Origin of the sequence: Streptomyces similanensis, from assembly GCF_039543625.1 — a bacterium.
In the GTDB taxonomy this organism is placed as follows: Bacteria; Actinomycetota; Actinomycetes; order Streptomycetales; family Streptomycetaceae; genus Streptomyces; species Streptomyces similanensis.
Genome location: NZ_BAABKC010000011.1, coordinates 281,039 through 306,503, shown reverse-complemented (window position 1 = coordinate 306,503; position 25,465 = coordinate 281,039). Strand labels below are relative to the sequence as shown.

22 protein-coding genes are annotated in these 25,465 nt (G+C 74.6%); 14 read left to right on the top strand and 8 right to left on the bottom strand.

Annotated elements, in window-relative coordinates; translation table 11 throughout:
- Positions 1 to 84 precede the first annotated feature (84 nt).
- The 3 genes from ABEB07_RS04640 to ABEB07_RS04630 form a co-directional block, all read right to left on the bottom strand.
- Positions 85 to 2,469 carry a phosphoketolase family protein gene (locus tag ABEB07_RS04640; protein ID WP_345667131.1) on the bottom strand — a complete coding sequence of 795 codons (2,385 nt, stop codon included), beginning with the start codon at positions 2,467 to 2,469 and terminating at the stop codon, positions 85 to 87.
- A 316-nt stretch (positions 2,470 to 2,785) separates the two neighbouring features.
- On the bottom strand, positions 2,786 to 4,291 hold the full coding sequence (locus ABEB07_RS04635) for a cellulose-binding domain-containing protein (RefSeq protein WP_345667130.1): 1,506 nt from the start codon (positions 4,289 to 4,291) through the stop codon (positions 2,786 to 2,788).
- Positions 4,292 to 4,539: 248 nt separating this feature from the next.
- The gene (locus tag ABEB07_RS04630; RefSeq protein ID WP_345667129.1) at positions 4,540 to 5,892 is read right to left on the bottom strand and encodes a radical SAM protein; all 1,353 of its coding nucleotides are present in this window, start codon (positions 5,890 to 5,892) and stop codon (positions 4,540 to 4,542) included.
- A gap of 149 nt (positions 5,893 to 6,041) precedes the next feature.
- On the opposite strand from ABEB07_RS04630, the gene ABEB07_RS04625 reads away from it, so the two are divergent.
- The 4 genes from ABEB07_RS04625 (at position 6,042) to mmuM (ending at position 9,798) form a co-directional block, all read left to right on the top strand.
- Positions 6,042 to 7,286: an FAD-binding protein gene (locus ABEB07_RS04625; RefSeq protein ID WP_345667128.1), complete on the top strand. Its 1,245-nt coding sequence runs from the start codon at positions 6,042 to 6,044 to the stop codon at positions 7,284 to 7,286.
- 78 nt (positions 7,287 to 7,364) lie between these two features.
- Positions 7,365 to 8,003: a TetR/AcrR family transcriptional regulator gene (locus ABEB07_RS04620; protein ID WP_345667127.1), complete on the top strand. Its 639-nt coding sequence runs from the start codon at positions 7,365 to 7,367 to the stop codon at positions 8,001 to 8,003.
- Positions 8,000 to 8,785 (top strand): alpha/beta fold hydrolase, encoded by a 786-nt coding sequence (locus ABEB07_RS04615; protein ID WP_345667126.1) that lies wholly within the window; start codon positions 8,000 to 8,002, stop codon positions 8,783 to 8,785. The genes ABEB07_RS04620 and ABEB07_RS04615 overlap by 4 nt, the downstream gene beginning before the upstream one ends.
- Positions 8,786 to 8,868: 83 nt before the next feature.
- Positions 8,869 to 9,798 (top strand): homocysteine S-methyltransferase, encoded by a 930-nt coding sequence (mmuM, locus tag ABEB07_RS04610; RefSeq protein ID WP_345667125.1) that lies wholly within the window; start codon positions 8,869 to 8,871, stop codon positions 9,796 to 9,798.
- Positions 9,799 to 9,886: 88 nt separating this feature from the next.
- Here mmuM and ABEB07_RS04605 read toward each other — a convergent pair whose 3' ends face one another.
- The 3 genes from ABEB07_RS04605 to ABEB07_RS04595 form a co-directional block, all read right to left on the bottom strand.
- Positions 9,887 to 11,473 carry a carboxylesterase/lipase family protein gene (locus ABEB07_RS04605; protein WP_345667124.1) on the bottom strand — a complete coding sequence of 529 codons (1,587 nt, stop codon included), beginning with the start codon at positions 11,471 to 11,473 and terminating at the stop codon, positions 9,887 to 9,889.
- Positions 11,474 to 11,843: 370 nt separating this feature from the next.
- Positions 11,844 to 12,113: a hypothetical protein gene (locus ABEB07_RS04600; RefSeq protein ID WP_176150985.1), complete on the bottom strand. Its 270-nt coding sequence runs from the start codon at positions 12,111 to 12,113 to the stop codon at positions 11,844 to 11,846.
- A gap of 14 nt (positions 12,114 to 12,127) precedes the next feature.
- Complete coding sequence (locus tag ABEB07_RS04595) at positions 12,128 to 12,991, bottom strand: isocitrate lyase/PEP mutase family protein (protein ID WP_176150984.1); 864 nt, start codon at positions 12,989 to 12,991, stop codon at positions 12,128 to 12,130.
- Between the two features lie 370 nt (positions 12,992 to 13,361).
- On the opposite strand from ABEB07_RS04595, the gene ABEB07_RS04590 reads away from it, so the two are divergent.
- Both ABEB07_RS04590 and ABEB07_RS04585 read left to right on the top strand, forming a co-directional pair.
- A complete protein-coding gene (locus ABEB07_RS04590) occupies positions 13,362 to 14,378 on the top strand; it encodes a DUF5954 family protein (protein ID WP_345667123.1) in 1,017 nt (338 codons plus the stop codon).
- A gap of 103 nt (positions 14,379 to 14,481) precedes the next feature.
- Positions 14,482 to 14,886, top strand: coding sequence for a VOC family protein (locus ABEB07_RS04585; protein ID WP_164583698.1), 405 nt, complete (start codon positions 14,482 to 14,484; stop codon positions 14,884 to 14,886).
- On the opposite strand, the gene ABEB07_RS04580 is transcribed toward ABEB07_RS04585, so the two are convergent.
- Positions 14,866 to 15,588 carry a helix-turn-helix domain-containing protein gene (locus ABEB07_RS04580; protein WP_345667120.1) on the bottom strand — a complete coding sequence of 241 codons (723 nt, stop codon included), beginning with the start codon at positions 15,586 to 15,588 and terminating at the stop codon, positions 14,866 to 14,868. The genes ABEB07_RS04585 and ABEB07_RS04580 overlap by 21 nt on opposite strands.
- 37 nt (positions 15,589 to 15,625) lie before the next feature.
- The gene (locus ABEB07_RS04575) at positions 15,626 to 16,798 is read right to left on the bottom strand and encodes a YihY/virulence factor BrkB family protein (RefSeq protein WP_345667119.1); all 1,173 of its coding nucleotides are present in this window, start codon (positions 16,796 to 16,798) and stop codon (positions 15,626 to 15,628) included.
- Positions 16,799 to 16,945: 147 nt separating this feature from the next.
- On the opposite strand from ABEB07_RS04575, the gene ABEB07_RS04570 reads away from it, so the two are divergent.
- From ABEB07_RS04570 to cysD, 8 genes are all read left to right on the top strand, one after another.
- Positions 16,946 to 18,580: an acyl-CoA dehydrogenase family protein gene (locus ABEB07_RS04570; protein WP_345667118.1), complete on the top strand. Its 1,635-nt coding sequence runs from the start codon at positions 16,946 to 16,948 to the stop codon at positions 18,578 to 18,580.
- 342 nt (positions 18,581 to 18,922) lie between these two features.
- Positions 18,923 to 20,329, top strand: coding sequence for a hypothetical protein (locus ABEB07_RS04565; RefSeq protein ID WP_345667117.1), 1,407 nt, complete (start codon positions 18,923 to 18,925; stop codon positions 20,327 to 20,329).
- 84 nt (positions 20,330 to 20,413) lie between these two features.
- Positions 20,414 to 20,986 carry a GNAT family N-acetyltransferase gene (locus ABEB07_RS04560; RefSeq protein ID WP_164586215.1) on the top strand — a complete coding sequence of 191 codons (573 nt, stop codon included), beginning with the start codon at positions 20,414 to 20,416 and terminating at the stop codon, positions 20,984 to 20,986.
- A 395-nt stretch (positions 20,987 to 21,381) separates the two neighbouring features.
- Entirely contained in the window at positions 21,382 to 23,079 is a 1,698-nt protein-coding gene (locus ABEB07_RS04555; RefSeq protein ID WP_345667116.1) for a nitrite/sulfite reductase, read from the top strand.
- On the top strand, positions 23,076 to 23,258 hold the full coding sequence (locus ABEB07_RS04550; protein WP_345667115.1) for a hypothetical protein: 183 nt from the start codon (positions 23,076 to 23,078) through the stop codon (positions 23,256 to 23,258). The genes ABEB07_RS04555 and ABEB07_RS04550 overlap by 4 nt, the downstream gene beginning before the upstream one ends.
- Positions 23,255 to 23,965: a phosphoadenylyl-sulfate reductase gene (locus ABEB07_RS04545; protein WP_345667114.1), complete on the top strand. Its 711-nt coding sequence runs from the start codon at positions 23,255 to 23,257 to the stop codon at positions 23,963 to 23,965. Before ABEB07_RS04550 ends, ABEB07_RS04545 begins: the two co-directional genes overlap by 4 nt.
- 28 nt (positions 23,966 to 23,993) lie before the next feature.
- Entirely contained in the window at positions 23,994 to 24,530 is a 537-nt protein-coding gene (gene cysC, locus ABEB07_RS04540) for an adenylyl-sulfate kinase (RefSeq protein WP_176150975.1), read from the top strand.
- Positions 24,527 to 25,465, top strand: a complete 939-nt coding sequence (gene cysD / locus ABEB07_RS04535; RefSeq protein WP_164586204.1) for a sulfate adenylyltransferase subunit CysD — start codon at positions 24,527 to 24,529, stop codon at positions 25,463 to 25,465. Before cysC ends, cysD begins: the two co-directional genes overlap by 4 nt.

Sequence of the window (25,465 nt, the reverse complement as noted above, 5' to 3'; positions counted from 1 at the left end):
CCTCAGGGACCCGCTTCCCAGGATCGCCCGCCGCCGCCCCGGGCACCAACGGGCGGGTCCCGGGGCGGGTCCCCCCGCGCCGCCTCAGCCCTCCCAGGACCAGTCGGCCACCTCGGGCATGTCCACGCCGTGCTCGCGGATGTAGGCGTGGTGGCGCAGCCGGGCATCCTCCATGCGCTGGCGTACGGCCGCGGCGCGCACCGCGAGGCCGGGGACGCGGTCGATGACGTCCATGACCAGGCGGTAGCGGTCCAGGTCGTTGCTGACGACCATGTCGAACGGCGTGGTGGTGGTGCCGATCTCCTTGTAGCCGCGCACGTGCAGGTGGCGGTGGCCGTTGCGCCGGTAGGCCAGGCGGTGGATCAGCCACGGGTAGCCGTGGTAGGCGAAGATCACCGGCCTGTCGGCCGTGAACAGCCCGTCGTACTCGAAGTCGGACATGCCGTGCGGGTGCTCCCCGCTGGGCAGCAGCCGGGCGATGTCGACCACGTTGACCACACGCACGGCCAGCTCGGGCAGCTCGCGCCGGAGCAGCTGGGCGGCGGCCAGCACCTCCAGGGTCGGTACGTCGCCCGCGCAGGCCAGGACGACGTCGGGTTCGCGGGTGCCGTCCTCGGTGCCGGCCCAGTCCCAGACGCCGGCGCCGCGCGCGCAGTGCACGACGGCCTGGTCCATGGAGAGCCAGTCGAAGCTGGGCTGCTTGCCGGCGACGATCACGTTGACGTAGTCGCGACTGCGCAGCGCGTGGTCGGCGACGGAGAGCAGGGTGTTGGCGTCCGGCGGGAAGTACACGCGGACCGCTTCGGGGCTCTTGTTGAGGATGTGGTCCACGAAGCCGGGGTCCTGGTGGGAGAAGCCGTTGTGGTCCTGGCGCCACACGTGTGAGGTGAGCAGGTAGTTCAGGGAGGCGATGGGGGCGCGCCAGCCCAGCCGGCGGGTGGTGCGCAGCCACTTGATGTGCTGGTTGACCATGGAGTCCACGATGTGCACGAACGCCTCGTAGCAGGAGAACAGTCCGTGCCGGCCGGTGAGGAGGTAGCCCTCCAGCCAGCCCTGGCAGGTGTGTTCGGAGAGGATCTCCATCACCCGGCCGTGCCGGTCGAGGTGTTCGTCCACGTCGAGGGTCTTCGCCTGCCACGCCTTGCCGCTGGCCCCGTAGACGGCCTGGAGGCGGTTGGAGGCGGTCTCGTCGGGACCGACCAGCCGGAAGTCACGGCGTTCGGCGGTGGCGCGCATGACGTCTTCCAGCAACTCACCGAGCACATGGGTGGGTTCGTGCATGCCCGCGCCGGGCTTGTCGACGGCGACGGCGTGCTTCTCCAGCGGCGGCAGGGGCAGTTCGCGCAGCAGGAGGCCGCCGTTGGCGTGCGGGTTGGCGCCGAGCCGGCGAGCGCCCTCGGGGATGCCGGACAGGACGGCCGGGCGCGGGACGCCGTGCTCGTCGAAGAGTTCCTCGGGCCGGTAGGAGCGCAGCCACGCCTCCAGCTGCCGCAGGTGTTCGGGGTTGTCGCGGACGGCGGCGAGCGGTACCTGGTGGGCGCGCCAGGTGCCCTCCACGGGCAGGCCGTCCACCTCGGCCGGTCCGGTCCAGCCCTTCGGGGTGCGCAGCACGATCATCGGCCAGCGGGGCCGCTCGGTGGCGCCCTCCTCGCGGGCGGCGCGCTGGAGGGCGGCGATGCGGTCGGCGGCGGTGTCCATGGCGGCGGCCAGGGCGCGGTGCACGGCCGCCGGGTCGTCGCCGGTGACGTACAGCGGGTCGTGACCGTAGCCGCGCAGCAGTTCGTCGAGTTCGGCCTCGGGGAGCCGGGCCAGGACGGTCGGGTTGGCGATCTTGTAGCCGTTGAGGTGCAGGATCGGCAGGACCGCGCCGTCGTCGACGGGGTCGAGGAACTTGTTGGAGTGCCAGGACGCGGCCAGCGGTCCGGTCTCCGCCTCGCCGTCGCCGATGACGCAGGCGACCAGCAGGTCCGGGTTGTCGAAGGCGGCGCCGTAGGCGTGCGCGAGGGCGTAGCCGAGTTCGCCGCCCTCGTGGATCGAGCCGGGCGTCTCGGGGGCGACGTGGCTGGGCACCCCGCCGGGGAAGGAGAACTGCTTGAACAGCCGTCCCATGCCGGCCGCGTCCCGGGTGACGTCCGGGTAGGTCTCCGTGTACGAGCCCTCCAGCCAGGAGTTGGCGAGCACGGCCGGCCCGCCGTGCCCGGGCCCCCAGACGCACACCGCGTCCAGGTCGCGGGCCTTGATCAGGCGGTTGAGGTGGGTGTGGACGAGGTTGAGGCCGGGCGAGGTGCCCCAGTGGCCGAGCAGCCGCGGCTTGACGTGCTCCGGGCGCAGCGGCTCGGTCAGCAGGGGGTTGGCCATCAGGTAGATCTGGCCGACGGCGAGGTAGTTCGCGGCGCGCCAGTGGGCGTCCAGTCCTGCGAGCTCCTCGTCCGCGAGTGCGGCGGGCGCCTGCTGCGTCTCGACGGACATCGGGATTCCTTCCTGGTGGAGACCGGCGGTGAGCGTGCTGCGCACACGTGCCACGTGGCACACCCTCCACCCTCGGGGGCCGCCCGGGTACCCGACAGGGCCGTTCGGGTCACACTCCGGGGCCGGGCGGTCCGCGGCCGCGGGGAGCGGGGGCGGTTTCCGGCCGGAGGAGGCGGTCTTCGGCCGGGCGGGAAGGCGGGTCTTCGGCCGGGCGGGGAGACGGCCTCCGGCCGGGCGGCGGTGCGGGCGAAGAACCCGGCCGGGCGGCCGTACGGTGACCACCGTGGTGGGGCGGTCGTAGGTTCGTGACCAGCCGTCAGGCGACCGCGCAGGATCGGCCGTTGAGGCTGAAGGCGGCCGGTGCGGAGTTCGTGCCGCCGCGGGCGGCGACGAAGCCGAAGGCGAAGGTGCCGCCCGCGGCCACCGAGCTGTTGTAGTCGGCGGCGGTGGCGGTGACCCGGGAGCCGTCCTGCGCGACCTCGGCGTCCCACATCTGGCCGACGCGCTGTCCGTCGCGGAAGGACCAGGCGACGCGCCAGGCGTCGAGGGGGCGGCTGGTGGTGACGGTGACGGTGGCCTGGAAGCCGTCGGTCCACTCGTTGACGACCCGGTAGCGGACCCGGCAGGCGGCCGGCGTCTCGCTCGCCGGGGCGGCCGGGTCCTCCGCCCCGGTGGGCGAGGCGGTGCCCTGCGGTTCCGGGTCGGGGTTGCCGTGGACGGGCTCGCTCGCCGAGGCGGCGGCGGTCGGCCGGGCGGAGGAAGGGGCCGGCGAGGACGCCGGGGCGGCCGGGTCCGGGGCGGGCGAGGTACCGACGGGCAGCGGGAGGACGCCGGGGTCGGCCACCGACCGCCGGCCGCCGTCGCCCCGCGCGGCGTTCTGCGCCGAGCCGTCGAACGGCATCAGCGACACGGTCAGCGCCAGCGCCGACAGCGCGACGGCCCCGGCGAGCAGGCTGCCGCGCAGCACCTGGGCCCGGCCGCCGCCGTCCCCGGGCTCGCCGCCCGACGCCCCGGCCGCGGGGCGCCGGGCGCCCAGGCGCACGTCGGCGGCCCGGCGGCGGCGCTCCAGATAGGCGAGGCCGCCCCAGCCGATGACACCGCCGGCCAGCGCCGCGGGCAGCGCGCCGCCGTGCGGGCGCAGACAGGCGGCGGCCTCCGCGCACGCCGCGCAGGTGGCCAGGTGCCGGGAGAGGTCCTCAGGGGCCTCGGCGGCGGCCGCCGCCGGCCGGGTGACGGCGTCCAGCAGCCGGGCGTAGCTGCGGCACTCCGCGTCCATCGGGGTGTCGAGGTGGTCGCGCCGGCAGCGGTCCCGGAACAGGGCCCGCACCTGGTCGAGTTCGCCCGACACGGCCACCGGGTCCAGACCGAGCCGGCGGGCCGCGACGACCAGCGGCAGCGCCTCCACCTCGGTGAGCCACAGCAGCGCGGCGTCCGCCTCCTGGAGGTCCCGCAGGGCGCGCAGGGCGAGCGGGCGGTGCAGCGGCGGGCCGGGATAGCGGGCGGCCTGCGGGGAGTTGAGCCACAGCCGCAGATCGAGGTCGAGCAGGTGGCCGAGGCCCTGGGTCTCCCAGGCCGTGGCGGTGGTGCGCACGGCGGTCAGCATCAGCGGGATCGCGGGCAGCCGGGGCGTACGGCGGCCGCGGGAGGCGCCGGCGTCGGCGGCGCGCACCTCGCGCGCGCCGAGCGCGAACGCCTCGGTGGCCAGATCGTGCGCCGCGGTGGAGCCGGCCGTGCACAGGTCGGCGTAGGAGAGGACGGCGTCCCAGCACTCGGCGAACAGCGCGGCCTCGGTGGCGTCCTTGGGGCTCGGCTGATCGGGCATGGCTCTCCTGCGTCCATGGGTGCGAGGTCAACTGGCCTGCAGAGAAGAGAAGTTGGCGGCGCGCCTCACAGCGGAGCAAAAGCCTTTCACGGCTCCCGCACAACTGACAAGCCGCTCACCCGGTTGCCATGGCGCACACCGCGGCGCGCGCGTGCGCACCGTCACCGCGGGCCGGCGCCGCCCGGGCGGGCGGTGTCCGAAAAGCCGCACCGCCGCCCGCCCGGGCGCCGCCCCTCGCGCCCGTCCCGTTACGCGCCCGGAGCCGCCGTCTCCTGCGCGCCCTCGTCGCCCGTGGAGGCGTCCGCCGGGAGGCTGTCCATGAAGGAGCTGACCGAGAAGACCGCGCGGCCGGGTCCGGGCAGGCCGTAGCCGGGGGGCGAGGAGAGGCCGAAGTCGTCCATGGTCTGCCGGTAGGCCTCCAGCAGCCGGATGTGGTACTCCAGGGGCGCGCCCTGCGGGTTGGCCTTGCCGAGCGGGGTGGTGGGCTCGGGGCACCAGGTGGTGAAGCGGGGCGTGATGCCGTGCGACATGAAGAAGCGCAGGCCCTCGGTGGTGGAGGCGATGGCCTCGTCCACGGTGGTGAAGCCGAACGGCTCGGCCATCTCCACGCCCGCCACGAAGTTGGGGATCACGTTGCGGGCGCCGAAGACGTCGGCGGAGTCCAGGATCCGCTTGTGCCACTCGTCGCGGCCGACGTAGCGCTCCTTGCCGGGGCAGTACATCTTGAACAGGTACTCGTCCCACACCTCGAAGTTGGGGTGGTAGATCTGCACGCCGTAGTCCTTGAACCGCTGCACGTCCGCCTTGGGCAGCGCCTGCGCGACGACCTTGCCGATCCAGCGGCCGGGGAACCGCTCCTCGATGGCCTTGGCGTAGTGGCCGTAGAAGTCGGCCTCGTCGCGGCCGGAGACCGTCTTGGTGATGGCGCCGCCGGTGAGGGTGTAGGCGGTGGACGCCTTCTGGGTGTCGTAGCGGTCGATGATCTCCAGGGCCTCCAGCACCTCCTCGACGTCCTTCACGCCCGTGTAGGGGCGGCCGGCCGCCTTGTGCTGGCGCCAGTTGTGGTTGATGTCGCAGTACTGGCACTCCTCCTTGGCGCCGAAGTACTGGCAGACGCGGAAGACGGTGAGGTAGATCAGGTAACCCCACTGGATGGTGGGGGCGACCTCCATCACCGACTTCCCGCTGGCGAGGGTGTGCCGGTAGTACTCGGGCATCGGCGGCACGCCGACGTCGGCGATCCGCTTGCCGTCCAGGTAGAGGCCGAGCACGCCGTCCTCGTCCGCGGCCACCCGGTAGGGCGAGGCGGGGTTGACCCGTACGGAGACGACGGTGCGCCGCAGGTCGTACGGGCCGCCGGTGAGGATGATCTCCTCCGGCGGGCGGCGCAGCGCGGCCTCGCCCAGCTCGGGCAGGGTGCCGTGGTCGAAGGAGAAGATGAAGTACGACTTCGGCTTGACCTCGCCCCCCTCGTTGTCGCTGAGCGCGGAGGGGTCGAAGGCCACCCCACCCCGCAGCAGGTCCTCCTTGAAGACCGCTTCGCGCGGCACGTGCGGGAAGCGGTCCATCAGATCCTCGACCAGCGCGGTACGGCTGCCCATCCCGTCTCTCCTCCTGGCTCGTGCGTACGACTCCTCACGGTATGCCCCCGCCCGAGGGCGGACCGTGCCGGGTCCCCCCACTGGCGCGTGCCATGGCCCGGCGTAATTAGTATGGTGGCTTGACAAATGGACGCGGGAGGGACGCCGGGATGAGCGGGACCATGACCAACTGGGCGGGCAACGTCGCCTATGCCGCCGGGGAGGCGCACCGGCCGGAGTCGGTCGAGGCGCTGCGGGCGCTGGTCGCCGGCGGCGCGAAGGTGCGCGCCCTGGGCAGCGGGCACTCCTTCAACGAGATCGCCGACCCCGGCCCCGGCGGCGTCCTGCTCTCCCTGGCGGCGCTGCCGGCCGGCGCGGACGTCGACACGGCGGCCCGCACCGTCCGGGTCGGCGGCGGGGTGCGCTACGCGGAGCTGGCCCGGCGGGTGCACGCGCACGGGCTGGCGCTGCCGAACATGGCCTCCCTGCCGCACATCTCGGTGGCCGGCTCGGTCGCCACCGGCACCCACGGCTCGGGCGTGGCCAACGGGCCGCTCGCCTCGGCGGTGCGCGAGGTGGAGCTGGTCACGGCCGACGGGACCGGCGTGACGATCACCCGCGGGGACGCCCGGTTCGACGGCGCCGTCACCTCCCTCGGCGCGCTCGGCGTCGTCACCGCGCTCACCCTGGACCTGGTGCCGGCCTTCGGGGTGGAGCAGCACCTGTTCACCGAACTCCCGCTGGAAGGCCTTGACTTCGAGGCGGTGGCGGGCGCGGCGTACAGCGTGAGCCTGTTCACCGACTGGCGGGATCCGGGCTTTCGGCAGGTGTGGCTCAAGCGGCGCACCGACCAGCCCCTGCCCGCCTTCCCGTGGGCGGCGCCCGCGAAGGTCGCGCTGCACCCGGTGCCCGGGATGCCGGCCGTCAACTGCACCGGGCAACTCGGGGTGCCCGGCCCCTGGCACGAGCGACTGCCGCACTTCCGGCCCGAGTTCACCCCGAGCAGCGGCGCCGAGCTCCAGTCGGAGTACCTGCTGCCGCGCCGCCACGCCCTGGCCGCGCTGCACGCGGTGGACGAGATCCGCGCGGCCGTCGCGCCCGTGCTCCAGATCTGCGAGGTGCGCACCGTCGCCGCCGACGCGCAGTGGCTGAGCCCGAGCCACGGCCGGGACACGGTGGCGCTGCACTTCACCTGGGTCGAGGACACGGCGGCGGTGCTCCCGGCGGTGCGGCGGGTGGAGGAGGCGCTGGAGCCCTTCGACCCGCGCCCCCACTGGGGCAAGGTGTTCACGACACCGGCCGCCCTGCTGCGCGGACGCTATCCGCGACTGGCCGACTTCCGCGCGCTGGCACAGGAGTTGGACCCGGCGGGCAAGTTCGCCAACGCGTTCGTGGCGGCCCTGCTCGACGACTGACCCCCGCCCGCCCGCGCGGCTCCTTGGGCTAGGCTGCTGCCTAGAGGGCCTAGGTTCGGGGGCTCGGGGAGGTGTTCCGTGGCGCGTGTCGGGCTCAGTGGGGAGCGGCTGGTGGCGGCCGCCGCCGAACTCGCCGACGAGGTCGGGTTCGAGAACGTCAGCCTGTCCGCGCTGGCCCGGCGCTTCGGGGTGAAGGACGCGAGCCTGTACTCGCACGTGCGCGGCCTCCAGGAGCTGCGCACCCGGGTCGCGCTGCTGGCCGGCGGGGAGATGATCGACCGGATCGCCGCCGAGGTGGCCGGGCGGGCCGGGAAGGACGCGCTGCGGGCGTTCGCCGACGCCTACCGCGCCTACGCCCTCGCCCACCCGGGGCGGTACGCGGCCACCCAGATCCGCGTCGACCCCGCCCTCGCCGCCGACTCCCCCGCCATGCGCCGCACCGCCGAGATCACCTACGGCATGCTGCGCGGCTACGGCCTGTCCGAACCCGACCTCACCGACGCGGTCCGCCTGCTGCGCGGCACCTTCCACGGCTACTGCGCGCTGGAGGCCGCCGGCGGCTTCAACGCCGCCCGGGACGTGCGCGCTTCGTGGGACAAGGCCGTGGACGCGCTGCACACAGCGCTCACCCACTGGCCGCGCGAGACGCCCGAGGCATCCGGGACGCCCGGGGCCTCCGCGACATCCGAGACTCCCGAGGAGGGGCCGGCCGCATGAGCGACCTGTACTACGACGTGAGCGGCGCCGGGCCGGTGCTGCTGATCCTGCCCGGCGGCGCCGGGCACCCCATGGGACTCGAACCGCTGACCGAGCGGCTCGCCCGGCACTTCACGGTCGTCGTGCACGACCCGCTCGGCCTCGCCCACGGACGGCTCGGACAGCCCGTCGCCGACCAGCGGGTCGAGGAGTGGAGCGAGCGGGCGCACCGGGTGCTCGACGCGGTGCTCCCGGCGGGCGAGTCGGCGTACGTCCTGGGCACCAGCGCGGGCGGCGTCGTGGCCCTCGACCTGGCGGCCCGGCGCCCCGGGCGGCTGCGGCACGTGGTCGCGCACGAGCCCCCGTGCGTGACGGCGCTGCCGGACGGGGAACACCAGCGCGCCCTGTTCGGCCAGGTCTACGACGCCTACCGCACGGCGGGCCCGCAGGCCGCCGGAACCCTGCTGAGCGCCGTGCTGACCGGGTCTCCCACGGGGAAGGTTCCCGGCGGGCGGCCCCTCTCCCCCGCCGAGGAGGCCGCCTCCCCCATGGCCCTGTTCCTCGCCCGCGTGCTGCGGCCCTTCACCTCGTACGCGCCGCCGGCGGGCTCCGTCGAGGTGCCGCTGACCCTGGCCGCCGGGGCGGACTCCGCCGGTCAGCTGCTCCACCGGACCGCCGCCCTGCTCGCCGAGCGGTGCGGCGGGGAGTTCGCCGAGTTCCCCGGCGGACACATCGGGGTGGTGGAACGGCCCGAGGCGTTCGCGGACCGGCTGGCCGAGGTGCTCGGCGCCCCGGCGCGCTGACCGCCGCGCCCGCGCGCCGACGCGGTGCCGTACCGGACGCGCCCGGCGGCCCGCCGTACGCAGGGGCGGGCTACCGTCGTGGCATGACCGGCGACGACACCTTGCCCGACCTGGCCGCCGCGCTCGCCGCCGGGACGGTGGTGCTCGACGGCGGCCTGTCCCACCAGCTGACGCGGGCCGGGCACGACCTGGACGACGCGCTGTGGTCGGCGCGGCTGCTGGCCGAACGGCCCGAGGCCGTCACCGAGGCGCACCTCGCCTACTTCACGGCGGGCGCCGACGTGGCGATCACGGCGAGCTACCAGGCCACCTTCGAGGGGTTCGCGCGGCGCGGCGTCGGCCGGGAGCGGGCCGCCGCGCTCATCGCGTCGAGCGTGGACCTCGCCCGCGACGCGGTACGCCGGGCACGGGCCCGGGGCGTGGCGCGGCCGCTGTGGGTGGCCGCGTCGGCCGGGCCCTACGGCGCGATGCTCGCGGACGGCTCGGAGTACCGGGGCCGCTACGGCCGTACCGTCGGCGAACTGGAGCGCTTCCACCGGCCCCGGCTGGAGGTGCTGGCCGCCGCCCGGCCGGACGTGCTGGCCCTGGAGACGGTGCCGGACGCCGACGAGGCGCGGGCCCTGCTGCGGGCGGTGCGCGGACTGGGCGTGCCGGCCTGGCTGTCGTACACCGTCGAAGGCGCGCGCACCCGGGCCGGGCAGCCGCTGGAGGAGGCGTTCGGCCTGGCCGCGGACGCGCGGGAGGTGATCGCGGTCGGGGTGAACTGCTGCGCGCCCGAGGACGCGGACGCGGCGGTGGCGACGGCCGCGCGGGTGACCGGCAAGCCGGTCGTCGTCTATCCCAACAGCGGTGAGACCTGGGACGCCGGGGCCCGGGCGTGGACCGGCCGCCCGTCCTTCCACCCCGAGCGGGTGACGCGCTGGCGCGCCGCGGGCGCCCGGCTGATCGGGGGCTGCTGCCGGGTGGGCCCGGAGACGGTCACGGAGATCGCCCGGACCCTGGCCGCCCGCTGACCCGCACGCCTCGGCGGTCCGTCCCCGTCCTGGTTCAGACGCCCGGTTTCAGGCACCGGGCCACAGACGCCTGGTTTCAGGCGCCGGGTCAGGCGCCGCGCACTCCGCCGGAGCGGCGCAGGCGGCGTATCACCGCGCGGAGTTCCGCCGCCCGCGCGGGCGAGGCTTCCAGCGGGGTCGACGCGGTCCGCGCGGGCGCCGGACGGGGCGCGGTGTCGGCCGTCCACAGGGCGAGTTCGGCGTCCCGCGGCCCGTACGCGGTGTACGCGGGGCCGTCGCCGAAGATCCGTACCGGGTGGGTCCGGTCCCAGGCCGCCCAGCCGGGGTCGCCGTCGGCGGCGAAGCGCACCCAGGCGGTGTGCATGGCGTCGGCCAGTTCCTGCGGCGCGTCCTCGCCCGCGAGCCGGCGGGAGTCCGGCACGTCGCCGGTGTCGAAGACGAAGCCCAGTTCCAGCGCGTGGCAGGAGCCGAGGCCGGGCAGACCCGAGGGCCAGGCGAACTCGTAGACGTACGAGGAGCCCGGGCGGGCGTCGGCCAGGCGGTGCAGCGGGCGGCGCAGCAGATGGTCGGTGACCAGCTGGCCGACTGTCTCGGCGGTGCCGGCCCGGGGGCGCAGCGACCGGTAGCCGCGGACCACCTCGTGCCCGCAGTGGCAGCGGGCCATGGCGCCGGCCAGGCCGACCGCCCCGAGCCGGTCGACGCGCTCCAGCAGGCCGCCGGGCACCAGCCACAGCCGGTACTCGTCGCGCGTCCACCCCATGAGCAGGTCCGCGCCGCGCGCCGCGTCCCCGGCCGCCAGCGCCTCCAGCGGGTCCCGGGGCACCAGGTCGCCGTCCACGACGATGCCGAAGGCGGGGCCGCCCAGGACCGGGCTGCTGAGCCGGCCGACCTCGGCCTGGGTGCGCAGCAGCAGGTCGCGGTCGACGGCGGCGAAGGCCTCGGCGGTGGCGGGCACCTTCAGCCGGGTCGCCATCCGGCGCACCATCCGCCGCACCTTGGTACGGTCCGACGCCTCCGGCGGCCCGCTCTGGAGGACGGCGCGCCGGAACAGGCCCTGGGCCTGCGGGGCGGCGATCAGCGCGCCGGTGCTGATGGCGCCGGCCGACTGGCCGCCCAGGGTGATCCGGCCGGGGTCGCCGCCGAAGGCCGCGATCGACTCGTGGACCCACCGCAGCGCGGCCAGCTGGTCGCGCAGGCCGGGGTTGGCGGGGGCGTCCGGGAACAGTCCGTAGCCCTCCACGCCCAGTCGGTAGTTGACGGAGACGAGGACGACCCCGTCGCGGGCGAAGGCGTGCCCCGCGTAGACGGGGACGGCCGAGGAGCCCCGGGTGAGGGCGCCGCCGTGCAGCCACACCAGCACGGGCAGCCGGGCGCCGGGGCCGGGTTCGGGCGTCCACACGTTGAGGTTGAGGCAGTCGTCGCCGGGTACGGCCGGGTCGGACAGGTACTGCGCGAAGGCCTCCGAGTACGGCGGCTTCGGCGCGGTCGGGCCGAAGGCGACCGCCTCACGGACCCCGTCCCACGGCTCGGGCGGTACGGGCGGCCGGAACCGGCGGGGGCCGAAGGGGGGCGCCGCGTACGGGATGCCCCGGAAGACGGCCACGCCGTGCTCGTACCTGCCGCGCACCGCCCCGTGGGGCGTTTCGACCACGGGGTCCGTCCGGTCTGCCGCCATACGCCCACCAGCCCTTCGCCGCGCTCGCTCCACGCGCTCGCGCACCGGTGACTCCAGAGCACCACAGCGACGCGCGGTATTCCGCCGCACGGGGTCCCCGGCGGGGCCGTTCGGCGTACCTCACGGCCCCGGCCACCCGCCCGACCGCCCGGCTCGGAGCACGCGGGCCGGGTGTCCGAGGCGCGCGGGCCAGGCGTCGGAAGCGCGCGGGCCAGGCGTCCGGAAGGTGCCGGCCGCGCGCCCGCGAGACGGCGGCGAGACGGCGGCAAGCGCCTCTTTCCGTACGCCACCCGGGGGAACGATGCCCGGAGCGCGGCAGCCGTGGCGGGCGGGAGCGAACGGCCGGGTGGGGCCGGCCGTTCGGGAAGTGTCAGGCGCCGTCCTCCTCCGCGTCGTGGGGCGCGCCCACCAACGCCTCCATCATGTCCACGGCGCTGCCGTCGTGGTCGCTGCCGGCGGTGCCGCTGCCGGTCTGGACGTTGCCCGTGCGGTCGACCTCCAGGATGGAGTCCGCGCGCGAGTTGTCGAGGACGGTGACCACGCTGCGGTTTCCCCCACCGGCGCCGGAGTCGTCGTCCGCTGCCGCCGTGGCCGCCGCGGCGCCCAGCAGGGCCACCGCGAGGGCGACCGCGGTCCTCATCCGCGAGACCGTGCTCACGCGCCCACGCCCGCCCGCTCGGGCCGCCGGTGCGCCAGGTTGCGCTCCAGCAGGCTGGTGGACGCCTGTACGCCGATGCCCTGCGCGGGGTCCACCACGGGCAGCCGGCCGTCCTCCTGCCGGAGTTCGGCGAGCGCGCTGTCCATCGCCTGGTGCGCGGCGAACAGGCACGGGGTGCTGTAGATCGCGACGTCCACGCCGAGCGCGGACAGCTCGCCCAGCGACAGACGCGGGGACTTGCCGCCGGCGATCTGGTTGAACAGCAGCGGCTTGTCGCCGACCACGTCGCGCACCCGGCGGATCCACTCCACGCTGCGGATGCCGTCGACCAGGATCACGTCCGCCGCGGTGGCCGCGAGGGCCTTGGCCCGGTGCAGGATGTCGGCCTCGTCCGTGGCATCGGTGCGGGCCACCACGACCAGGTCCTGACGGGTCGCCAGCACCTGCTCCAGCTTGGCGAGGTACTCCTCCAGCGGGAGCACCTGCTTGCCGTCGGCGTGTCCGCACCGGCGGGGCCGCTTCTGGTCCTCCAGGATCACTCCGGAGGCCCCGATCCGCTCCAGCTGCTCCACCACGTGGCAGGCGACCTCCGGGTCGACGTACCCGTCGTCGATGTCGACCAGCAGGTGGTGGGCGGGGAAGGCGCCGCGCAGCCGCTGGACGAAGGCGACCATGTCCGGCCAGGCGATGAAGCCGATGTCCGGCAGGCCGTAGTAGGAGGCGGCGAAGCCGAAGCCGGAGACGAACATCCCGTCGTAGTGCTTGGCCGCGATCGAGGCCGAGTACATGTCGTAGACGCCGATGAGCGGGGTGGTCTCCGGCCCGGCGATCTGCTCGCGCAGCTTCTTTCCGTACGTCAAGGCGTGACTCCTCCGGTGTGGGGGTGGGGCGCGCGGCGCGGCCGCCGGGCGCCCGTGGGACGTGCGACGCCGGGAGGACCGCCGGGGGCGGCGGTCCGCGGCGACTGCCCCTTTGCCAAGACAAAAGGATCGCTTGATCCGTGCCAGACCTCACCATGGGACGCCCTTTACTCACTCCGATGGAGCAATCCCTTCACCGCAGAAACGTCACTGACCGGCGTGTCGCGACGCCCGGTTGATGCCGCCGCCCGGGCGCGACGGCCCGCCGGCCGAAAAGATCCGGGGCCGCCGCCGGCCCCGAGGACCCCACCGCGCGCCCTGTTGGGTCGTTCCGCCTCCCCCGGCCGCCCGACACCGCCACAATGCGTGTATGACCGACGACTGGCAGCGACAGCTGCACGCGCTCCACGAGGAGTTGATCCGCCGGGACGATCCGGCGGCCTGGGTGAAGGAGGCCGACGCGGTGGACGCGTCCCTGCGCTACCCCCATCTCACGCTGCGCGGGCCGGTCTTCGGCGTGGCCGTGCAGGACCCCGCCGCGGGGCCCGCCTGGCGGCTGCTGAAGCCGGTGGTGGACGGCATGCCGCAGGTGGCCCGCGACAGCATGCACTCGCACTTGTGGTTCACCGCCAAGGACGGCACCGACGACCGCGCCGAGCGGCGCGAACTCCTGGCGGCGGTGGCGGTGCTGGAGCGCGAGCCGGCGAACGAGGTGACGGCGTGCGGGGTGCGCTACCGCGTGGTGCGCGGGGAGGAGTTCGCGCGCTGCGACCAGGACGGCGGCCCGGAGCAGCCCCGGCCGACCGACCCCGAGCCGGCCGACCGGAGCTGGGACCGGCGGCTGCGCGACGAGCCCTCCCCCGACGCGGACTTCGTGCTCGATCCGCACCGCGCGGACGGGCCGATGGCGTACGCCATGAAGCAGGGGCTGCGGGACTTCTCCTACAAGGGCGGCCGCTGTCCCGCCGACATCCGCGCCGACTCCGAGCGCGCCCTCACCAGCCACCCGGACGTGGTGCTGCTGCCGGCGGCGTTCGGCCTGGTCGAGCGCCAGGGCGAGGACTGGTTACCGCTCGGCGCGCTGACGGCCACCCCGCACCAGGCCCGGCGGATGCTCTACGACGGCATGGCCGAGGTCTGGGCGATGCTGTACGGCTACGACGACGCGAAGAAGGCGGCGTACGCGCGGGCCGCCGAGGAGTACAAGGCGGCGCAGCGCGCCGACGAGTTCGGCGTGGACGGCCGGTCGTTCCGGATCTGCCGCGTCGAGCGGATGGTGCGGACCGGGCCGGACGGGCCCGAGCCGGCGCGGCCCTCGGACGTCGACGAGTACGGCCCGATGAAGATGCACCCGACGATGGACGAGGACGGCACCATCACCCACTGAACCACGGCGCCGCCGCACCACGGGTGCCACGGCGCGGGGGCGACGGCGCGCGCCTGTCCGATTCCTTCAAGACCGGCGGGCGGGGCGCGCCTAGCGTGGCGGCATGACTCCACGATGCGCCGTGATCGGTCTGGTCGTCTCCGACCTGGCCGCCGCACTCGCCTTCTACCGCCGTCTCGGCCTCGCCTTCCCCGAGGGCGCCGAGCGGGAGCCGCACGTCGAGGCGGAGCTGCCCGGCGGGCTCGTCCTCGCCCTGGACACCGAGGACACCGTCCGCTCCTTCCACCCCGGTTGGCGTCCGCCGGCCGGCGGCGGCCGGGTCTCGCTCGCCTTCCGCTGCGACTCGCCCGCCGAGGTCGACGCCGGGTACGACGACCTGGTCGGCGCGGGGTACCACGGGGAGCTGAAGCCGTGGGACGCGTTCTGGGGGATGCGGTACGCGGTGGTGCACGACCCGGACGGCAACGGGGTCGACCTGTTCGCGCCGCTACCGGGCGCCGCCCAGTAGCACCCCGAGCGGCCGGCCCGCCAGCTCCTTCACGTCCCGTGCCAGGTGCGCCTGGTCGGCGAAGCCGGCCCGGGCCGCGCACTCGGCGTACGGCACCCCGGCGCGGGCCAGCCGCAGCGCCCGCTGGAGCCGCAGCACCCGGGCCAGCGTCTTGGGGCCGTAGCCGAAGGCGGCCAGCGCGCGCCGGTGCAGCCGGCGGGCGCCCAGGCCGAGGGCGTCGGCGCTGACGCCGACCGGGCGGCCGGCGTCCAGGGCCGCGACGAGCGCTCCCAGCAGCGGGTCGGGCGGGCCGGCCTCGGCCGCCCGGTCCAGGACCGCCTCCTCCAGCGCGGCCGCGGCCGACGGCGCGGCCTCGATCCGCTCGCGCAGGCGCCGTACGGCGGCGGCCGGCCACAGCTCGGACAGGTCCACGCGCCGGTCGCGCAGCTCGTGCGCGGGCACCCCGAGGTAGCCGGGCGCGGTGCCGGGGAAGAACCGGACGCCGGCCCAGTGCGCGGGCGGCCCGGCCGGGTCGAACGCCCGGGTGTCGGGTCCGGCGACGAGCAGCCGCCCCTCGCTCCACAGCAGGTCCATGCAGCCGTCGGGCAGCACCGGGCCCGACGCCCCCGGCCCGGCCGGGGTCTTCGTCCACACCACCGCGCCGGGCAGCCGGGCGGGCCGCTGCGCGTACCCGTCCGCCCGCACGGGCTCCTCGGCGCTCATGTCCGCCGGGCCGGTGCGGCGCGACCGGGCCGGGGCGTCATCCGCCGGGCGCCGAGCCGTTGCCGTTGCTCCGCTCCTTGTACGGGTCGCGGGCCTGGGTGTTCCTGGCGTGGGTCCGCAGGCGGGCGGTGACGTCCTCGGGCGGCAGGAAACGCGACCAGCGCTCGGGGAACTCCGAGGGCATGTCGGCGTCCTCCGGGTCGTACGGGTCGCTCTCGCGGGCGGCGGCCCAGGCGACGTACTCGGCGATCTGCGCCTCGCGCACCCGCTCGTTGGCGGCGCGGGCGGCGGCCGTCGCCGCGGCCGGCCAGACCCGGTCGATGGCGGCGTTGACCGCGGCCCCGACGAGCACGGCGAACGCGGACACGCCGATCCACAGCAGCACCGCGACCGGCGCCGCCAGCGAGCCGTAGATGGTGGGGCCCTCGACGGTGCCGGTCAGGTAGATGCGCAGCAGGAAGCTGCACACCACCCACATGGCGAGCGCGACCAGCGCGCCGGGCACGTCCTCGATCCACGGGGAGCGCACCGGCACGGACACGTGGTACAGGGTGGTCAGGAAGGCGATCGACAGGACGATCACGACGGGCCAGTACAGGATCTGCACGACCGTCGTCGACCAGGGCACGATCCGCACCACCGCGTCCGGCCCCGCCACCATCAGCGGCAGCGCGACCGAGCCGATCAGCAGCGCCACGACGAACAGCGCGAACGCCATCAGCCGGGTCTTGACGATGCCGCGCACGCCGTCGAGGCCGTACATCACGGTGATGGTGTCGATGAAGACGTTCACCGCGCGCGAGCCCGACCACAGGGCGAACACGAACCCGATGGAGATGACGTCCGGTCTGCCGCCCCGCATCACGTCCTTCAGGATCGGCTGGGTGATCTCCTTGACGCCCTGGTCGGACAGGACCGTGCGGGAGGCGTCGAGGATGTTGCGCTCCAGGCTGGCGATGGTGTGCGCGCCGGTCCAGGAGTCGACGTAGAAGAGCAGGGCGATCAGGCTGAGCAGCAGCGGCGGCACCGACAGCAGGGTGAAGAACGCGGCCTCGGCGGCCAGGCCGAGGATGCGGTACTCCATGCACGAGTTGACGGTGTCCTTGAGCAGCAGCCAGGCGGTCCTGCGTTTGGAGACGTTCCGGTAGAGGGCCCGGGCCCGGTGGAAACGGCCGGTCGGCCCGTCGGGGGTTTCACTGGCTTGCTGCACGACCTAAAGGTATCCCTGTCCGGGCTCCTCCCCCTCACCCGCCGGGAACGGGCCGCCGGGCGGGTCACGGCGGGTGCGGGCGGGCCGCGGCGGGCGGGCCGCCGGGCGTGTGGTGAGCGGCGGCGCGACGCGGGTAGGTTCCGTGCCATGGCAGCCAGCACGCACACCGTGACCAACCAGCCGCCGCCGCTGGCCGGCTACGACGTCTTCACCGCCGACCGGGCCCTGGCCGAGGCGGTCGGCCGGCACGTCGGGGCCGAGCTGCGCGACGAGGTGCGCGGGGAGCTGGCGGCCCTGGGGCGGGCCGCGGGCTCCGCGCAGCTCCAGGAGTGGGCCGCGCAGGCCGGGGAGAACCCGCCGCGGCTGCGCACCCACGACCGCTACGGCCACCGCATCGACGAGGTGGACTTCCACCCGGCCTGGCACCGGCTGCTGGGCAAGGGCGTCTCGGCGGGCCTGACGGCCGCCTGGAGCCGTCCGGCCGGGCAGGTGCGGCGCGCGGCGGCGTTCCTGGTGTGGACGCAGGTCGAGGCGGGCACCTGCTGCCCGCTGTCGATGACGCACGCGGCGGTGCCCGCGCTGCGCGCCGATCCAGCACTGGCCGCCGAGTGGGAGCCCCGGCTGACCTCCGTGATCTACGACCGCGAGCTGCGGCCCGCCGGCGAGAAGCCGGGGGCGCTGTTCGGGATGGGCATGACCGAGAAGCAGGGCGGCAGCGACGTCCGGGCCAACACCACCGCGGCGCGGCCGCTCGCCGAGGACGGCGCGTACGAGCTGACCGGGCACAAGTGGTTCTGCTCGGCGCCGATGTCGGACGCGTTCCTGGTGCTCGCCCAGGCTCCGGCCGGACCGACCTGCTTCCTGGTGCCGCGCGTCCTGGCGGACGGCGCCCGCAACGTGTTCCGCCTCCAGCGGCTGAAGGACAAGCTGGGCAACCGGTCGAACGCCTCCGCCGAGGTCGAGTTCGACGGGACCTGGGCGCGCCGGGTCGGCGAGGAGGGGCGCGGGGTGCGCACCATCATCGAGATGGTGGCGGCCACCCGGCTGGACTGCGTGCTGGGCTCGGCCGGGCTGATGCGGCAGGCGGTGGCGCAAGCGGTGCACCACTGCGCCCACCGGGAGGCGTTCGGCGGGCGGCTCGTCGACAAGCCGCTGATGCGCAACGTCCTGGCCGATCTGGCGCTGGAGTCGGAGGCGGCGACGACGCTCGCGCTGCGGCTCGCCGCGGCCTGCGACGACGGCGGCGAGCAGGAGCGGGCCCTGCTGCGGATCGCGGTGCCGGCCGCCAAGTACTGGGTGACCAAGCGGTGCGCGCCGCTCGCCGTGGAGGCGTCCGAGTGCCTGGGCGGCAACGGGTACGTGGAGGAGTCCGGGATGCCGCGCCTGGTGCGCGAGTCGCCGCTCAACTCCGTCTGGGAGGGCGCCGGCAACGTGCAGGCGCTGGACGTGCTGCGGGCGCTGCGACGGGAGCCGCAGGCGTTCGACGCGTATCTGCGGGAGGTGGGCCTGGCGCGCGGCGCCGACCACCGGCTGGACGCCGCGATCAAGGACCTGCTGACCGACCTCGCCGACCTGGCCGGCGTCGAGGCCCGCGCCCGGCGCCTGGTGGAGCGGCTGGCGCTGGTGCTCCAGGGATCGCTGCTGGTGCGGTACGCGCCGCCCGAGGTGGCCGACGCGTTCTGCGCCTCCCGCCTGGGCGGCGACTGGGGCACGTCCTTCGGCACACTGCCCCACACACTGGACCTGGCCTCGGTGGTGGAGCGGGCGCGGCCGGTGGAGTGAGGAGGCCGCCGGCGGCCGGCACGGCCCGACGCGCCGGACCGGTCCCGGCCAACCGCCGCCCCGCTCACCGCGGTTGCGTGCGGGCCGGGCCGCTGCGCCGGGAAGGAACCGGAGCGGGGCGCGTCAAGGGGGCCGGGGCGGGGGTGGTCCGACTGGTCCCGGCGTGGCATCTTCCGCATATTTGCCGGGTCTTCGTCCTGTGCCGCCCCGGACTGCCGTAGCATCCCTTGCGGGTCGTCCCATCCGTTCCTCGGTCAACGCTCGACCGGCGCGACGCAGTTGGCCCGCCGCGGCCGGCGGGCGTCCCGGCGGCGGACCGAGCCCTGAGACAAGGGGGGTTGGATGAGGCAGCGTGGCAGACACCGCAGGCGCGCGCGGGGCCGGGCGCTGCGCGCGGCGCTGGCCGGGGCCGGGCTCGCGCTGACCGGCGCCGCCACCCTGATCAGCACCTCGCAGGCCACGGTCACCGACGACCCCGGCGCGCTCAGGCCGCTGACCTCCGCCGCCCGCCTCGACCCACTGCGGCTGACCGAACAGCTGGTGCCCGAGCGGTCACTTGACCGGCTCGCCGCGGCGATGGGCCGGCCGGTCGACGCGGGCACGGTGCTGACCAGCACCGACCGGACCCTGCGCGCCGCGGACGGCTGCACCGCCGACGAGAAGAGGGCGCTGCCCGTCGAGCCGGCGGCCACCCGCGCCTACTGCTGGAACACCGCCGACTCCGCGTCCCGCCAGTGGCGCCCGCAGTCCGTGACCACCTCCGGGGACGCCGCCGACGACGGACTGTGGGGCACCCACCGGGCGATCCTCTCCGGCTGGAGCCGGCACGGCGACCGCGCCACCGGCGGCGACCTGGCCCGGGTCGCCTTCGTCAACGCCGACGACCCCGACCGCCTCACCTACACCTGGGCGCTGCTCGTGATCCCGGTCGACGGCGGCCGCGACTACCGGGGCCTGGCCTCGCACGTGTCGGGGATGGTCTGGTACCGCGACAAACTGCTGGTCACCGCGTCCGGCGACGGCGGGGACGCGCTGTACGTCTACGACCTGCGGCGCGTCCAGCGGGCCACCGTGGCCGGCGACGAGGTCGGCCGGGTGCCGGGCGGCTGGGCGGCGCACGGCTACCGCTGGGTGCTGCCCGCGGTCGCCTCCTACCGTCCCACGCGGGGAAGCTGCGCCCCGGCGGACGCGTCGGCGTCGGCGACCGGTTCCGAGGACCGCGTCGACAGCGCGGACTTCGCGTCCGGGTCCGGCGCGAACACCGCTCCTTGTCCGAACAGCCTGTCCGTGGAACGCGGTTCCGTCCCCGGCAGCCTGGTCGCCGGTGAGGCCGCGCCCCGGGGCAGCGGACGGCGCACCCTCCTGTGGCGCTACTCCTTCAGCGCGGACCCCGCCCGCGCCGGACTGCTGGCCACCGACTCCGCCGGGACGGCGAGCGCGCGGGAGGCGTACGAGACGAAGGTGGACGGCGTGCGGGGCGTGCTGTCCCGGCGTACCGGCGCCGTCGACGGCGCCTCCTGGTACCTGGCCCGGGCCGCCGGACCGGACAGCGCGCACGGCACGCTGTGGCGGCAGGACCGGCGGGGCGCGGAGACGACGGAGTGCGGTTCCTCCTCCGACACCCACCGCTGCTGGGGCGACGGGACCGGCTCCCTGTCCTACTGGCCGCAGACCGACGAGGTCTGGTCGCTGTCCGGACGGACCCTGTTCGCGGTTCCCGCGCCCTCGGTCGAGCGGGCGCTGCGGTAGGCGGGGCGCGCCGGGGGGCGCGCGGGCGTGCGGCCGGGCACTGCCGTTCGACAGGGGCCGGAGCCGGATGGTTCCCTGGCCGCCATGACGAACATCGCCGTGACCACCTGGTCCCTGGAGCAGACCGCCCCGACCGACCTCCTCCCGGCCACCGCGCCCGAGGGCGACGTCCGGGTCGTGCGCGCCGAGGTGCCCTCGCCCGAGTTCAGCCGGTTCCTGTACGCCTCGGTCGGCGGCGACATCCGCTGGACCGACCGGCTCGGCTGGACGTACGCGCGGTGGCGGGAGCTGCTGGAGCGTCCGGGGGTCGAGACGTGGGTGGCGTACGACCGGGGCACGCCGGCCGGCTACGTGGAGCTGGAGGCGCAGGACGACGGGGTGGTGGAGATCCTCTACTTCGGGCTGGTCCCGGCCTCCCGGGGCCGGCGCATCGGCGGTCACCTGCTGTCGTACGGGGCGGCCCGCGCCTGGGACCTGGCCGACCGCTGGCCGGGGCTGGCCACGACGAAGCGGGTGTGGCTGCACACGTGCAGCAAGGACGGCGAGCACGCCATGGACAACTACCAGCGCCGCGGCTTCAAGCTCTTCGACACCAAGGTCGAGGAGGAACCCGTGACGCCCACCCCGGGCCCCTGGCCGGGCGCGTTCCCGGCCTGACCCGGGCCCGCCGGCGGACCTGAGCCACTCCCCGCGGGCAGACTGAGCCGCCCCGCCCGGCGGACCGGAGCCCGCGCCGTACGAGCTTGTGATCAACGACACCCTTGTCCCACGATGCGGGACAAGGGTGTCCGCATTCTGGATTAAGCTGGACTGTGTCCAGATCGCCGTGCCACGCTGCGGTCATGTCTGGAACTGGAATCGCCTTGGTGAGCCGACGGCACGTCGACCACGGCCGCATGTCCAGCGCCATCTGTCCGGCGAGCTGAACCGCCAGCCCCGCCGCGTTCCCCCGCTTTCCCTCGCCTGCCGCGCACGGACCCGCCTTCCTGCCTCCTGCGCCAGAACACGCAGCTCCGAGCCGCTTTCCGCCTGTCCCGAAGGACGTACCAACCATGGCCGCCACCCCGCAGAACGCCGCTGCCGCGACCCCCCGCCGCAAGGTGAGCCGTCACCGCGGCGAGGGACAGTGGGCCGTGGGGCACCTGACCCCGCTCAACGGCAACGAGCAGTTCAAGAAGGACGACGACGGTCTCAATGTGCGGACACGCATTGAGACGATCTACTCCAAGCGCGGTTTCGACTCCATCGACCCCAACGACCTGCGGGGCCGGATGCGCTGGTGGGGCCTGTACACCCAGCGCAAGCCCGGGATCGACGGCGGCAAGACCGCGATCCTGGAGCCGGAGGAGCTGGACGACAGGTTCTTCATGCTGCGGGTGCGCGTCGACGGCGGCCGGCTCACCACCGAGCAGCTGCGGGTGATCGGCGAGGTCTCCCAGGAGTTCGCGCGCGGCACCGCCGACATCACCGACCGGCAGAACATCCAGTACCACTGGATCCGGATCGAGGACGTGCCCGAGATCTGGAACCGGCTGGAGGGCGTCGGTCTCTCCACCACGGAGGCCTGCGGTGACACGCCCCGCGTGATCCTCGGCTCCCCCGTCGCCGGCATCGCCGCCGACGAGATCATCGACGGCACCCCGGCCGTGGAGGAGATTCACCGCCGGATCGTCGGCAACCCGGCCTTCTCCAACCTCCCCCGCAAGTTCAAGTCGGCGGTCTCCGGCTCGCCGCTGCTGGACGTGGCCCACGAGATCAACGACATCGCGTTCGTCGGCGTACGCCACCCCGAGCACGGGCCGGGCTTCGACCTGTGGGTCGGCGGCGGCCTGTCGACCAACCCGAAGATCGGCGTGCGGCTCGGCGCCTGGGTGCCGCTGGCCGACGTCCCGGACGTCCACGAAGGCGTCATCTCGATCTTCCGCGACTACGGTTACCGCCGGCTGCGCAACCGGGCCCGGCTGAAGTTCCTGGTCGCCGACTGGGGCCCGGAGAAGTTCCGCCAGGTGCTGGAGGACGAGTACCTCGGGCGGAAGCTGACCGACGGCCCCGCGCCCGAGCAGCCCACCCAACGCTGGCGCGACCACGTCGGCGTGCACCGGCAGAACGACGGCCGCTTCTACGTCGGCTTCGCCCCGCGGGTGGGCCGGGTGGACGGCGCCCTGCTGGCCAAGATCGCCGATCTCGCCGAGGCGCACGGCTCCGGCCGGGTGCGCACCACGGTCGAGCAGAAGATGATCGTCCTCGACGTCGAGGAGACGCGGGTCGAATCGCTCGTCGCGGGTCTGGAGGCGCTGGACCTGCGGGTCGGCCCGTCCCCGTTCCGGCGCGGCACCATGGCCTGCACCGGCATCGAGTTCTGCAAGCTCGCCATCGTCGAGACCAAGGCGCGCGGCGCCTCCCTCATCGACGAACTGGAGCGCCGGCTCCCCGAGTTCGACGAGCCGATCACCATCAACCTCAACGGCTGCCCGAACGCCTGCGCCCGCATCCAGACCGCGGACATCGGTCTCAAGGGCCAGCTGATGCTGGACGAGCGGGGCGAGCAGGTCGAGGGCTTCCAGGTCCACCTGGGCGGCGCGCTCGGTCTGGAGCCCTCCTTCGGCCGCAAGGTGCGCGGCCTGAAGGTGTCCTCGGCCGAACTGCCCGACTACATCGAGCGGGTCCTCACGCGCTTCCAGGCGGAGCGCGCGGACGGCGAGCGCTTCGCCGCCTGGGCCGCGCGCGCCTCCGAGGAGGCCCTGTCGTGAGCGAGCGCGCCGCGCCGTTCCACTGCCCCTACTGCGGCGAGGAGGACCTGCGGCCGAATGAGCGGGGTCACGGCGCCTGGGAATGCGCGGCGTGCAACCGCGCATTCCAGTTGAAGTTCCTCGGGCTGCTGGCCCGGGGATTTCAGCGGGCCGACGACGGAGGGGACGAGCAGTCATGACGACCACTCAGCGAGAGCGCACCGCCGAGGAGTTGCGGGCGCTGGCCGAGCGGGCCGGACGCGAACTGGAGGACGCCTCCGCGCTGGAGATCCTGCGGTGGGCGGCCGACACCTTCGGCGAACGGTTCTGCGTGACCTCGTCCATGGAGGACGCGGTCGTCGCCCACCTGGCGGCGCGGGCCAGGCCCGGCGTGGACGTGGTGTTCCTCGACACCGGCTACCACTTCCCGGAGACCATCGGCACCCGGGACGCGGTGGAGGCCGTGATGGACGTCAACGTCATCACGCTCACCCCCGCGCAGACGGTGGCCGAGCAGGACGCCGAGTTCGGGCCGAAGCTGCACGACCGCGACCCCGACCTGTGCTGCGCGCTGCGCAAGGTCCGGCCCCTGGAGCAGGGCCTTGCCGGCTACCAGGCGTGGGCGACCGGGCTGCGCCGCGACGAGTCGCCGACCCGGGCGGACACCCCGGTCGTCGGCTGGGACGAGAACCGGCGCAAGGTGAAGATCTCCCCGATCGCCCGCTGGACCCAGGACGACGTGGACGCCTACGTCGCCGAACACGGCGTCCTGACCAACCCGTTGCTCATGGACGGCTACGGCTCCGTCGGCTGCGCGCCCTGCACCCGACGGCTGCTGGAGGGCGAGGACACCCGGGCCGGCCGCTGGGCGGACCGGGCCAAGACCGAGTGCGGGCTGCACGGCTGAGACGATGACACACATACAGGAGACACACGTGACGACCGGAGCCACCGTCTGGCTCACGGGTCTGCCGAGCGCCGGCAAGACCACCATCGCGCACGAGCTGGCGGGCCGGCTGCGCGAGGAGGGCCACCGCGTCGAGGTGCTCGACGGCGACGAGATCCGCGAGTTCATCTCCGCGGGCCTCGGCTTCAGCCGCGAGGACCGGCACACCAACGTCCAGCGCATCGGCTTCGTCGCCGAACTGCTCGCCCGCAACGGCGTCCTGGCGCTGGTGCCGGTGATCGCGCCGTACGCGGACAGCCGCGACGCGGTGCGCAAGCGGCACGAGGAGCACGGCACCGCCTACGTCGAGGTGCACGTGGCCACGCCGGTCGAGGTGTGCTCCGTACGCGATGTGAAGGGTCTGTACGCCAAGCAGGCCGCCGGCGAGCTGACCGGGCTGACCGGGGTCGACGACCCCTACGAGGAGCCCGAGTCGCCGGACCTGCGGATCGAGTCGCAGCACCAGAGCGTGCCGGAGTCCGCGGCGTCGGTGTACGCCCTGCTCAGCGAAAGGGGACTGGCATGACGACGACCGTCGCCGAGGCCGGGGAGGGTACGGGCAGCCCGTACGCCCTCTCCCACCTGGACGCGCTGGAGTCCGAGGCGGTGCACATCTTCCGCGAGGTCGCGGGCGAGTTCGAGAACCCGGTGATCCTGTTCTCCGGCGGCAAGGACTCGATCCTGATGCTGCACCTGGCGCTCAAGGCGTTCGCGCCGGCGCCGGTGCCGTTCGCGCTGCTGCACGTGGACACCGGGCACAACTTCCCGGAGGTCCTGGAGTACCGCGACCGGACGGTGGCCGAGCACGGGCTGCGGCTGCACGTCGCCTCCGTGCAGGACTACATCGACCGCGGTGTGCTCAAGGAGCGTCCGGACGGCACCCGCAACCCGCTCCAGACGCTGCCGCTGACCGAGAGGATCCAGTCGGCGAGGTTCGACGCGGTCTTCGGCGGCGGCCGCCGCGACGAGGAGAAGGCCCGCGCCAAGGAGCGGGTGTTCTCGCTGCGCGACGAGTTCTCCCAGTGGGACCCGCGCCGCCAGCGCCCCGAGCTGTGGAACCTGTACAACGGCCGGCACGCGCCCGGCGAGCACGTCCGGGTCTTCCCGCTGTCCAACTGGACCGAGCTGGACGTGTGGCAGTACATCGCCCGCGAGGGCATCGAACTGCCGGAGATCTACTTCGCGCACGAGCGGGAGGTGTTCCGGCGGGCCGGGATGTGGCTGACCGCCGGCGAGTGGGGCGGCCCCAAGGAGGGCGAGGACGTCGAGAAGCGGCTGGTGCGCTACCGCACGGTCGGCGACATGTCCTGCACCGGCGCCGTCGACTCCGACGCGGTGACGCTGGAGCAGGTGATCGCCGAGATCGCCGCCTCCCGGCTCACCGAGCGCGGCGCCACCCGCGCCGACGACAAGCTCTCCGAGGCCGCCATGGAAGACCGCAAGCGCGAGGGGTACTTCTAA